The sequence below is a fragment of the Paenibacillus apis genome, from assembly GCF_018333295.1.
GTDB lineage: Bacteria > Bacillota > Bacilli > Paenibacillales > Paenibacillaceae > Fontibacillus > Fontibacillus antibioticophila.
In genome coordinates this window covers 296,634-308,604 of record NZ_BORS01000005.1, presented here as the reverse complement: position 1 = coordinate 308,604, position 11,971 = coordinate 296,634, and the positions used below count along the sequence as shown (strand labels likewise).

At 46.5% G+C, this 11,971-nt stretch carries 8 protein-coding genes; 5 read left to right on the top strand and 3 right to left on the bottom strand.

Annotated features, from left to right (window positions below):
* Positions 1–125 precede the first annotated feature (125 nt).
* Positions 126–854: a GntR family transcriptional regulator gene (locus KI362_RS09745; RefSeq protein WP_301626813.1), complete on the bottom strand. Its 729-nt coding sequence runs from the start codon at positions 852–854 to the stop codon at positions 126–128.
* A 134-nt stretch (positions 855–988) separates the two neighbouring features.
* Here KI362_RS09745 and KI362_RS09740 point away from each other — a divergent pair, with 134 nt between their 5' ends.
* From KI362_RS09740 to KI362_RS09725, 4 genes are all read left to right on the top strand, one after another.
* Positions 989–2,719 carry a class I mannose-6-phosphate isomerase gene (locus KI362_RS09740; protein WP_301626811.1) on the top strand — a complete coding sequence of 577 codons (1,731 nt, stop codon included), beginning with the start codon at positions 989–991 and terminating at the stop codon, positions 2,717–2,719.
* Between the two features lie 33 nt (positions 2,720–2,752).
* On the top strand, positions 2,753–3,646 hold the full coding sequence (locus tag KI362_RS09735; protein WP_301626809.1) for an ROK family protein: 894 nt from the start codon (positions 2,753–2,755) through the stop codon (positions 3,644–3,646).
* The gene (locus KI362_RS09730) at positions 3,639–6,113 is read left to right on the top strand and encodes a glycoside hydrolase family 38 N-terminal domain-containing protein (protein WP_301626807.1); all 2,475 of its coding nucleotides are present in this window, start codon (positions 3,639–3,641) and stop codon (positions 6,111–6,113) included. Before KI362_RS09735 ends, KI362_RS09730 begins: the two co-directional genes overlap by 8 nt.
* Before the next feature lie 150 nt (positions 6,114–6,263).
* Positions 6,264–7,658, top strand: a complete 1,395-nt coding sequence (locus tag KI362_RS09725; RefSeq protein ID WP_301626806.1) for a sensor domain-containing diguanylate cyclase — start codon at positions 6,264–6,266, stop codon at positions 7,656–7,658.
* 84 nt (positions 7,659–7,742) lie between these two features.
* Here KI362_RS09725 and KI362_RS09720 read toward each other — a convergent pair whose 3' ends face one another.
* Positions 7,743–8,039 carry a hypothetical protein gene (locus tag KI362_RS09720; protein ID WP_044481193.1) on the bottom strand — a complete coding sequence of 99 codons (297 nt, stop codon included), beginning with the start codon at positions 8,037–8,039 and terminating at the stop codon, positions 7,743–7,745.
* 73 nt (positions 8,040–8,112) lie between these two features.
* The gene (locus tag KI362_RS09715; protein ID WP_301626804.1) at positions 8,113–10,773 is read right to left on the bottom strand and encodes a putative bifunctional diguanylate cyclase/phosphodiesterase; all 2,661 of its coding nucleotides are present in this window, start codon (positions 10,771–10,773) and stop codon (positions 8,113–8,115) included.
* Between the two features lie 161 nt (positions 10,774–10,934).
* Here KI362_RS09715 and KI362_RS09710 point away from each other — a divergent pair, with 161 nt between their 5' ends.
* Positions 10,935–11,888: a 1,4-dihydroxy-2-naphthoate polyprenyltransferase gene (locus tag KI362_RS09710; RefSeq protein WP_301626801.1), complete on the top strand. Its 954-nt coding sequence runs from the start codon at positions 10,935–10,937 to the stop codon at positions 11,886–11,888.
* Positions 11,889–11,971: the final 83 nt, after the last annotated feature.

Genomic DNA, 11,971 nt, shown 5'->3' with positions numbered 1-11,971 from the left:
AGTGAAAGAGACAAATAACACTGAGCCTGAACAGATTTGCTGTCAGGCTAGCGTCTTTAGGCGCAGTTTGGCAACAGGGGGTTATACCCCAAGAGCAAACCACCCGTTGGACGGGTGGTCCTGATTTACTTTTTCGAAAAGTCTAAATAGTATCTATATTTCTTCCCAATGTAATAGCACTCGGTGTATTCATGAAATTGAGAAGCGGAAGAGCTGGTGAAACGAACTCTTTTTAAGACGGGTTCATGCTTGGTCATTTTTAATATTCGCTGAAGTTCGCTATTGGCGAGCATGGCCTCTACATATTCGCTTTCCTTATTCATAACGATATGAAACGTCTTCAAATACTCATAAAATGACCCGTAATAATCCTTCGGAGACAGGGAGAAACCAGGTCGATAAGGGACGTATGTTTTGAAGTAAGCCAGGAAATCATCATCAGATCCCCTGATGCGAGTTAACAGGAGAACGTCTTCGCCTGGATTTATTTTTAAATACTTGGCGATTTGATAATCGGCTGGAATCCTTTTAACTTCCGCTTTCATCGTTATTAGGAGTTTTCCTTGTTCCAACAGCTCTTGCGTGAAACTCTTGACCATAGTAAAGTAGTCCGCATTTTCTGGCGAGAAGCGATTGACGAAGGTTCCTTTTGCGCGTTTGCGAATCAATAGATTATCTCGCACCAACTCGTCAATAGCTTTTCTAATTGTGATACGGCTCGCATGATAAATGTCGCACAATTCCATTTCAGTGGGAATGCGTTGTCCTTCTACCCACTTTTCTGTCCGGATATTTTCTCTGAGAATATTGGCGATTTGGATATACAAGGGTTCGGAAGTCGGTTGCTGTTTCATCTTTAGGCTCCTTTTTGTCCTATTGTTATAACAATAGGGGATAAGGCTTGATATCAAGGCTTTAAAAATAGACAAAAAACACGGTGTGAACATGTTATCGTGTAAGTGGAATATAAATCAAAGGGGATTGCAGAATGAAATATGATTTCTATCCTGCCGTCAAGGTCAAGGATGAGCATCAGGTGTTCTTTCGTTATGATGTCATTGTTCAACAAATAATACAAGAAGTGAAAGCTAAAAGTCTTAATGTCATAACAATTGAAAATTATCCTGTCGTAGATGAGCGAGAGCTGCTTGAAAAATTGATCCAGCCTTTGTCGCCGGACCTGGTCATTCATAGTGATGCTGTTTTTGTAGATGATGCATCGTTTGAGCAAATGATTACGCGCAATTTGACGAGTGACCGCGTCTTTGGTGTGATGAGTAACCACTGCATGGAAGAGTTCGTTGATTCGGCTAAACTGGCAGCTGTTCAAAGGCAAATTGCCGGGGCGAGACCTGGTTTAGTTCTGATTTATGGTGTGGGTGCCAGCCTCGTTACAGCCCCGGACTTGTTGATTTATGCGGATTTATCACGCTGGGAAATTCAAACCCGATATCGATCGGGAAAATTCCCGAACTGGAAAGCACATAATGCCGGCGAGGATTGGCTGCAGATGGCCAAACGCGGTTATTTCTTTGAATGGCAAGTAGCAGACCGACAGAAAAAAAAGGCGCTCCCCAAAGCTGATTATGTGCTCGACACGCATAAAGCTGAGCCGGTGTTGCTGACCGCATCCAGTTATTTTAAGGCATTAGAAGAAGTTTCGAGACAACCCTTTTCACTTGTTCCGTTTTTTGATCCTGGTGTTTGGGGCGGACATTGGATGCAAGAGACGTTTGATTTTAGAAAAGAAGAAGTGAACTTAGCTTGGTGCTTTAACGGCGTGCCTGAAGAGAACAGCTTGCTGCTGGACTTTGGTGCGGCGGCCTTTGAAACACCGGCAAACAATCTTATGTTCTTTAACGGAGAGGAAGTGTTGGGCCCTCGTGTCTTCGGACGGTTTGGGGCGGAATTCCCAATTCGCTTTAATTTTCTGGATACCGTTGGGGGGCAAAATTTAAGCTTACAGGTTCATCCGAAATTGACCTATATCCAGGATACCTTCGGCGTACCTTACACGCAGGATGAAAGTTACTATGTTCTGCATGTTGAGGAAGGAGCGAAAATATATCTGGGATTTAAAAACGGGGTCGAAAAAGAAGCTGTTATGTCTGCGCTTAAGCGGGCAGAGGCTGGTGAAGAACCTTTTGATGATCAGCAATTTATTTATCAGCAACCGATCAGCAAGCATGATCATTATCTAATTCCAGCAGGAACCATACATTCCAGCGGCGCAAATAGCGTCGTATTGGAAATCAGTTCAACACCCAATCGATTCACGTTTAAGCTATGGGATTGGGGACGGGTTGATTTAGACGGCAAGCCGCGAGCGGTTCATTTGAATCATGGTGAACCCAATTTGGATATGCGCCGGGATGAAGAGTTTGTGAGGAGGGAATTGATCAATCAATTCGTTGTTGTTGCAGAAGGAGAAGGTTGGCAAGAAGAAAGAACGGGACTGCACGAGCTGGAATGGATTGAAACACGGCGGCATACCTTTTCGCAGCCCGTCGATCATCTGAACCATCAAGGCGTCAACGTATTGAATTTAGTCGAGGGCGAGGAAGTAACGATTGAAAGCCTGGATGGATCATTTGCTCCTTTTGTGGTTCACTATGCCCAAACGGTGATTTTACCGGCAACGATTCAACGGTACCGCGTCACACCGACGGGAAAATCGGCTGGGAAAACTTGCAGAACGATAAAAGCGTTTATTCGGTAGAAATCGAGGTGCAGGATGAAACCATGTTATTTGTTGTTAGATGTAGGGGGCACGGAGATTAAAATCAATGCATTGGCAGGAAACCAATGGCTTTATTCCAGCAGTCGCCATGTTCCCTCTCTTGCCAGCGAGACAAAATTGGTAATTTTGGAGCATTTGCAAAAACTACTGCTGAAAACCATCGAGAAAATCGAACAGCGAGAAGATCGATTACAAGCGATCGGGTTTGCTTTTCCCGGACCATTCGACTACGAAAACGGCATTAGCTTGATGCAGGATTTTAGAAAATACGACGCTCTTTATCTGGTAAATCTTAGACAATGCGTGCAGGAGTGGCTAAAGAATAGCGGGCGAGCGCAGGTACCGATTATTTTCGGGAATGATGCAAGATGCTTTGCATTAGGGGAATATCATGCGAATTCATCCATTCAAAAGGGAATCTATTTGACCTTGGGGACAGGCTGTGGTTCGACCTTTATTGAACATGGCCGTGTCGTTGGACACAGATACGGTTTGAATGCGGAAGGGATGCTTTATGATACACCATTTAAAGAAGGGGTATTGGATGAGTATCTTTCTGTCAATGGGTTGCGACAACTAGCAGAAGACAAGAACTATCCATTTGAAAATGGAAAGAAATTAGCGAAATCTGCGTTGGACGGCGATAAGGAAGCGGCAGCCATTTTTCAAGCCTTTGGTCAGTTAATCGGTGAGGGAATATCGTCATTTACAGCAATTTTTGAGCCTGAGGAAATTGTCTTTGGGGGTCAACTTAGCAAGAGCATGCCTTTATTCAAAGAAACGCTGCTTCAAGAGTTGCAACCTGTTCAGCCAAACGTCAGAGTGTCGGAGGATCCCGCGAAATCCACACTAAAGGGTTTGTATAGGATTATTTTAGACCAGACAAGGGGAGAAGAAGATGTCTAAAAAAATATTGTACTTGGTTCATCATTCACATACGGATATTGGATACACCGATAGACAAGAAAAAATCAGCCGTTACCATGTGCATTATATCCGAAGCGCGCTGCGTTTCCTGGAGAAGATCGAGAACGGGGAAGCACCGCAGTGGGAAGGGTATAAGTATACCTGTGAGAATTACTGGCAAGTAGAACAATTTTTAGCGCAAGCGGCACCCGAAGAAATCGTCACTTTTGAAAAGTATGTTCAGCGCGGCTTCATCGATATTTCGTTAACGTATTTGAATCTGACAGAATTAGTCGATTTCGCGATTTTGAATAAAAAGTTTAAAGCGGCGAGAGATTATGTCAGCCGATTTGATCGAACCTTTGATTCGGCGATGACTGCGGATATCAACGGCTTTTCGTGGGGCTACGCAGAGGCGATGTATCAAAATGGCATCCGTAATTTCTTTTCATGTCTGCATACCCATCATGGAATGTTTCCGCTATTTAAAAAACAGACTCCTTTCTGGTGGGAGACGCAAGACGGCAACAAGTTATTGGTTTGGAACGGGGACCACTATCAAATAGGAAACGATTTCTTGTTCATTCCTAACTCCGACCAAAGCAAACAATACGGCGTTGCAGGTTTTTCCGAGCAAGATTGGGAGGACCAGCTGAAAATCACGGAATCGCGTGTGTTCGAGTTCTTTGAACTTTTAGAAGAGGAAGGGTATGAATTTGACTTTTGCCCGGCGATGATCAGCGGGATCGTCACGGATAATTCGCCTACCAGCCCCCGTATGATGGAGGGCATCCATCGTTGGAATCGGTTGCATGGCGAGAGGATTACAGTCGAATTAGTCACGCTGAATGAATTTTTTGAACAATTGAGAAAAAGAGAGTTAAGCATTCCAACCTACAAGGGAGATTGGCCCGACTGGTGGGCGGATGGAGTCGGCTCTACCCCGTCCGGAGTAAAGCTGTATCGTGAAGCGCAACGTAATTATCGCTTGATCAACAAGTTGGATCCGACCGGTGTGTTGGCTGACCAAGAGCAGCTGCAAGCGGCAGAGGATCAGCTTATGATGTATGCCGAGCATACGTGGGGGTTTCACTCATCTGTCTCGGAGCCCTGGGATGCCTTTGTCAACCTATTGGATATGCGCAAATCCGCCTATGCCATTAACGGCCATCGATTAATGGCGAATCATTTAGATGATATTCTAGAAGCTTACGGAGAAGCGCCTAATCAGTTAGACCGCGAGAGTTTCTTTAAGGTCATCAATCCGCATGATGAACCGGTGCATGCTTTGACCAGTGTCTATGTGCAGCATTGGCAAACGGTAGATGATTCATATTTCACTTTGTTAAATGATTTTGTGGAAGTGGTAGATTGCGCTACAGGGGCTGTGATTGATTCGCAAGTATCGCATAGCTCACGGGGGAAGAAGGTTTCGTTCTATCTGGATATGGCGCCAAAGGAAGAACGCATTGTGCGTTTGAGAAGAAAAGTCGTGCAAAAAATAGATACCAAATACTACAACCATGCCCATATTGGAGCAGAACGCATTGAAGACATTGCCCCGTACGACGGATTCTCACATGATGTTTCTGTCTATGGCATTAAAACGGATCATTTAAAGGTAACCATCGAACCCGGTAAAGGCATTACCTCGATTGTTGATCGTACCACGGACGCGCAGCTGCTTCATCCGAATGCAATCCATGCCCCGTTCTCAGGGGTTTACGAAGTGACGCCAAATGATCCGAGTCCATATATGGTTCGGAGTCGCATGGGGAGGAACCGCAAGGCGCCTGCAACCTTGCGGGAGCAAGCGGAATTAACTAATGTTCGGCAACTGGAGGACGGCCCTTTATTTGCTAAAGTGCTGCTGTCCTATACATTGGCAGGGACTAAAATGTATGATGTGATACTGACTGTTTATAAGAGGACTCCACAGATCGATGCGACTGTTCGTCTGCAAAAGAGTATGGAGTGGGCGCCTGAGAATCTTTATGTATCCTTGCCGTTTACTTATGGCTCCCCAGCAGAAACAGACTGCTATTTCGAAAAGTCAGGCTCGGTTTTTAAACCGGGAGTTGACCAATTACCGGGCACGAATACATCCTTTTATTTACTCGATAGTGGCTTCTGTCTAAAAAACAAGAACCATCATCTTTTCGTGTCCATGAAAGATACGCCGCTTGTGACATTTGGCCCATTGGAAAGCAGTCTTGTCGAATTGTGTAATAAGAAAAGCGCGCGGAAAAATAAAGAGGTCTTGTATTCCTGGGCGATGAATAATTTCTGGGAAACAAATTTCAAAGTAGATTTATCAGGATTTTATGAATTGGATTACGCAGTCTACCTTATTCAACAGGAAAATGTCGAAGCTGCAGGCGTAGTCAGCCGTGCTCGCCATTTAGTAGAAGGACTGGTTGCCGCGGCTTATAATCCAACGGCGGCAGAAAAAGAAAGCTTCAGATAGAGACCGGATTGGCGATCGGATACACGGGGTGTATCCGATTTTTGCTGTGCAGACATATAAAAAACTACCCTTATAATTCCCAAAGGTGTAATATAGAAGGAAGCACTTAGTTCTTTTATACTATTTATTTGAGAGAGTGTGGCTAGGGGAATGAGTAAATTGCATGAAATTCAGCACAGAAATATGCTGATGATCAAGCTTGTTTGGAGCTTTTATATTATTGCTGTCGCAGTGAACTTGATTGTCGATAAAAATGCATATGTACTGAACCCGCCGGTAGGCCTGCTGCTGGGCGTTGTTTTAACGTTCCTGATTATGCGGCGCATAGCACCGGAAGCCACGATGCTCCTGTTGATTACCGCGCTGTATACCTTTTTCCTGTTTCTAACGATCAAACATCCCTTTGTCGTCAATATGATCTTCCTGGGAATGCTCCCGATGATTACGCTGCTCTATATGAATTTGAAAGCTACTCTTCTGTCGGCCATCCTGTATATGGTTACCTCCAGTTATCTGTTTCTAATGAAGCATGATGACTTGTTCCCTGGCACAGAGAAGACGGATGTGGTCTATTTCATTATTTATGGGTTGTTTGCATGCACTTTCGCTGTTCTTTTTACGAAGCTCATGCAGTCGATCTGGAGGGGAGCACAGCAAAATGCAAGGCAGCTTGGCCATGTGCTCGATAGTGTGGATATCGCTACCTGGACGCTTGATCTGAAAGAGGACAGTGTTCTTATATCGGAGGGAATATCGCAGATTACGGGCTATCCGGTAGAGCACTTTCGAACCAGCTATCTCGCTTTGACGGGAATTGTAATTCCGGAGGATCAATATTTGATTGCACAGGCACAGAAAGAGCTGCTCATTAATCAACGAAGCGTCACGATTGAATGCCGCATTCAGCGAGTGGACGGCTATTATCGCTGGGTTCAGGTTCGGGGTACACCTCATCACAATGATTATGGGCATCTGGAGCGACTGGATGGGGTCATCATCGACATTACCGAACGCAAACAATTGGAGGATCGGGTTGCGTACCTCGCCTATCATGATGAATTAACGACACTGCCTAAGCGGACGCTGTTCAATATGCAGTTTGAGCGTTGTATTGAAGAAGGGATAACGAAGCTCACCGTGTTGTTCATTGATCTGGACAATTTCAAAGAGATAAATGATGCTTATGGCCATAGTGCCGGAGATATGCTTCTTAAAGAAATTGCCGGAAGGCTGACGGTAGTCATTCGTGACTCGGATATGGTATGCCGCCTGGGAGGAGACGAGTTCTTACTGCTGCTGGTAGGCAGTGATGCGCGGGATGCGTCAAGAGTGGCGGAGCGGATCATCGAAAGCCTGTCTCGTCCGTTCTATTATATGGGACGCTCTCTTATTGCCACTCCGAGTATTGGCATCTGTGCATATGAAGGCGGTCCTTGTGATCTCGACAGTATGATTCGCAGAGCGGATGAGGCCATGTATGAGGCGAAAAGGGAAGGCCGGAATCAATACTCGATATTTACTGAAATCAGCGAAATTGCAAGATAACCCGAGGATACTTACACAGGCGCCAGCAACAGCACAGCCTTGAGACGGTCCGTCTCAAGGCTGTATTCGTTGCGGGAGTTCTATCTAATCCCGGTTGCCAAGCTTGCGGTCATAGTAGATCGCGCCAAGCCATTGGCCGGCAGCAAATAGGACAAGCATCCCGAGCAGAACAAGGAATCGGTTATCCCCTTTACGAAGAATAAGCTGAAGCATGAAGAGCAGAACAGAGATCTCTGTCCACATAAGCCCTCGCTTGCGCAAGGCTTTATAATCATACTTGCCCGAGCTCATCTTTCGCAAATTAATCCAGGATACGACAATCAGCACTCCCAAAAAGATAACAGCACCGATCCAGTCTTCTCGTGCAATGGAGTTCAGCAACGTAGAACCTCCCGCCTGTTGTGTATGTAGTACCTGAATAAATTGTAGCTGATCGCCTTCCAGGCCGCAATGGTTAAGCAATCCAGTGCTTTACGAACATGATGAACTCATTGCTTGGCAGCGGTTTGCTGAAAAAGTATCCCTGAAATTGGTCACACTCCAGCTCAGTCAAATACTCCAGCTCCTCGGACGCTTCAATCCCCTCGGCAACAACCTGAAGATCCATGTGATGCCCAAGCTCAATGACTGCCCGCACAATCGAGGACTTCCTCGAATCTTCGAGCAGACCGCTAAGGAACGAACGGTCAAGCTTCATCTCCGATAATGGCAGACGATCGAGCTGGCTTAGCGACGAGTAGCCCGTCCCGAAGTCGTCCATCGAGATATGAATTCCCATCTGTCGTAATTCCTCCAGCACCTTCACACTGTATTCCACATTGCGGATCAGCATGCCTTCGGTGATTTCCAATACGAGATATTGCGGCTCCAGTCCAGTCTCGCGAAGGGTGCGGGTAATCATGGGAATGAGATTGTTCTGGTAAAAATGTCTGGCTGAGATATTCACGGCGACAGGGAATCTCGCCAGCCCTTCATCCTGCCATTGCTTGTTCTGGCGGCAAGCCTCACGGAGCACCCATTCATCAATATCCAGGATAATGCCCGAATTTTCTGCCAATGGAATGAACTTGTCCGGAGGCACGGAGCCAAAATCCGGATGCAGCCAACGAAGCAGGGCTTCGGCGCCGATAATCTCTCGGGAAGAGGCGTCGATCTTTGGCTGATAGTAGAGACGGAATTGACCGCCGCGCAGGGCACGACGAAGATCCGCCTCTAGCTGCATACTCTCTGCCCGCTCATTTTCGATTAAGTTGTCATAGAAATGGTAGAGGCCGTCCCCCTGCTCTTTGGCTACGTACATGGCAATATCGGCGTTGCGCATGACTTGTTCCATGCTGAAGCCGTCGAACGGGTAGACGCTAATGCCCACGCTTACCGTGATATACTGCGGCCGTCCTCCGATGTCGAACGGTTCCTCAAGCAGCTGGCAGATTTGCTGTGCCACCTCCTGCACATCCTGGATATCCTCATAATGAAGCACGAACAGGAACTCATCCCCGCTCAACCGGAACAGCTTGCATGCCTCCGATACAAGTGCAGCGAAGCGGGCGGATACCATGCTGATAAGCAGATCGCCTACGGAATGCCCGAGGGTATCGTTCACCTGCTTGAATCGGTTCAGGTCCGCAAACATGACCGCGAAGGGCTGTTGTGGCTCCTTGTCGCTATCCAGATTCAGTGAACGTGTATATTCCTTGAAATGCAGCCGATTCGGCAGATCGGTCAGCATATCATAGTAAGCCAGCTTATGGAGCTTCTTCTCCGACTTGATCAGCCGAGCGGTTTGCTCCTCCAGCAGCAGGTTATTCTGCAGAGAGTCCTGAAGCATATGAACCAGCTTGTTGGACATCATACGGAAGTTGAGAATGAGTGAACGCACCTCATAAATCCGGCTTTTAGGCCACGTCACCTGTTGGGAGGAGACGAGCTTGTCAGGCAGATTGGTCGTCAGCGTGGTCAATTGAACCAGGCTGCGGAGAATCCGCTGGGTTAATAGTTTGCCTACGGCAGAAGCACAGACGAACAGCAATATGAGAAATAGAAACTGGTTCAGGTGCTGAGCATAGATATCCGCTCGGTATGGAGCTAAAGGAACCAGAATGGTCAGCTTAAAGGGAAGCGGTTTCAAATCTGAGTGAGAAATATATTGTGCGCCATCCCATCTTTCCATAGGCATTATGATCCTTGCCTTCTGCTCGGAGAGATACAAATCGGACGGTTGGTTAAGGGAATATATCATATCTGAAGCAAGGAACGAGCTTGCTTCGCCGCCGCCGGACAGAGGAGCGCTATCCGCTATAATTTCATCCTGTGGTCCGCTTAAGATGATTCGGTAATTGTCCCTGGAGCTGTAGCGCTCAATAAGGGATTTTAGTTCCTGTTCCTGCAGCGGGCTGAGGCTTAACACGCCATCTGCATAGGAAATATCGCTGCTGTTGATATCCATCTTTATATGTTGGGCCGTATTGGATGCCAGTTGGTCAGCATAGCTGGAGACGGAGTTCTCCGCGGTACGGCTGTTGTTCACAGCGTAGAATAGAAAGGGCAGAGCGATGCAGACGCTAATGATTTGAAAGAGGATTTTGCTGAAGGTTAACGGAACCTCGCGAATCGTGAAGCCTTTTTTTATTTGCACGAGAGGCAAGTATTTATGAAGAATATCAGCAACGATCACGTTTGCTAAACCATTGGTTACCGAGACGAAAATCATTAACCAGCATTCAACAGAAATGCTATGGTCTTTTACGAAATAGACAGCCAGAATTAAGGGTCCTCCAATACATAGCCAGAACAAGCTATCCGCCCGCAGCATCGCATCCTTCTTGAATTGGCGCAGCAGCAAGCCGACAGCGATCAGCTCCAGCAGGAAGACCGCGCGGAAATAAGGAGCTCCCATGCCCCAGATAGATATTCCGTACACAAGAACAGCGATAGGCAGCCCAAGATATAATCCGTAGCACCGGATCATCATCAGGAGCACAATATTGGTGAAGACCAGAGATATGCCGAAAATCAGGTGCAACTCATTTGCTTCAAGGACAAGGGCCAAGGCCGCCAAGGCGGCGAACCAGCCCGCCAGAAGTAGAGGAAGATATTTCTTCTTATGCAGCAACATACCTAAATTGCCCCCTAGGATGACGGATCTTTCTACAATCTTTTCTACATGGAGCAAGAGGATTCCTTTTTTTTCGCGATGTTCTGACATCCCCGGGAGTAAATACAATATAATAAACTAAGCTGCGAGAGGATCAAGAGAGAGAAGGAGAGACATCATTTATGTTTATTGTAAAATACTTAAAGCTGGTTGAGATCCAGACGAAGGTTGCCAGCGTCATTCCCTTCATTCTGGGGACGTTGTATGCCGTCTTTCGGTTTGGGGACTTTGATTTTCTGCATTTTGCGTTAATGCTCATCTCATTGCTGAGCTTTGATATGGCCACAACGGCTATTAATAATTACTATGACTATATGAAAGCCAAGCGCAAGCATGGCTACGGATACGAAGTACATAATGCCATCGTTCAATACCATATGAACCCTAGGGGAGTAGCGGCAATCATTGCTGTATTGCTTGTCCTCGCGATCGGAGCCGGCTTGTGGCTGTTCATGGAGACGGGCTGGCTGCTTCTGCTGCTGGGAGGTTTATCCTTTGCCGTCGGCATTTTGTACTCCTTCGGACCGCTCGCCATCTCCCGGATGCCGTTAGGCGAGATCTTCTCGGGATTATTCATGGGATTTGTCATTCCTTTCGTCTCTGTCTACATTCACGCAGAGGACAAGCTGGCAAGTCTTGATCTGGATCTTCAGCGCCTGACGGTGACCTTGCATGTGGATTTATTGGAGACACTGCTGATCCTGTTGATCTCTATCCCGGCTATTTTCGGAATTGCCAACATTATGCTGGCGAACAATATTTGCGATATTGAGGATGATATCGAGAACAGACGGTATACCCTGCCAGTCTATATTGGCAGACCAAGGGCCATTCGATTATTTGGCTGGCTGTATTATGTCTCCTATATCGACCTGATCGTATTGATCGTGTTGAAGGTGCCTTTTCTTTTGGTCATTCTGGCACTTGCTACGCTGATTCCTATTCGAAAAAATATAATCAAATTCGCTGATCATCCGGTCAAGCAATTTACATTCAAGCTGGCGGTTCAGAACTTCGTGCTGATCTCGGCAGGCCGGATTGTGATCCTGACTCTGGCCTTGCTATTTATGCTCTGAGCCATAGTCGGATTGAATATTCTATAAATGGGCGTTCATGATCAACCACTAGAATGAATAGAAGGACTCTGATGAGTAAGGGA

Bases quoted from the DNA above. Each gene is read 5' to 3' on its own strand.
- KI362_RS09745 (WP_301626813.1), bottom strand. From the start codon at position 854: ATGAAACAGCAACCGACTTCCGAACCCTTGTATATCCAAATCGCCAAT.
- KI362_RS09740 (WP_301626811.1), top strand. From the start codon at position 989: ATGAAATATGATTTCTATCCTGCCGTCAAGGTCAAGGATGAGCATCAG.
- KI362_RS09730 (WP_301626807.1), top strand. From the start codon at position 3,639: ATGTCTAAAAAAATATTGTACTTGGTTCATCATTCACATACGGATATT.
- KI362_RS09725 (WP_301626806.1), top strand. From the start codon at position 6,264: ATGAGTAAATTGCATGAAATTCAGCACAGAAATATGCTGATGATCAAG.
- KI362_RS09715 (WP_301626804.1), bottom strand. From the start codon at position 10,773: ATGTTGCTGCATAAGAAGAAATATCTTCCTCTACTTCTGGCGGGCTGG.
- KI362_RS09710 (WP_301626801.1), top strand. From the start codon at position 10,935: ATGTTTATTGTAAAATACTTAAAGCTGGTTGAGATCCAGACGAAGGTT.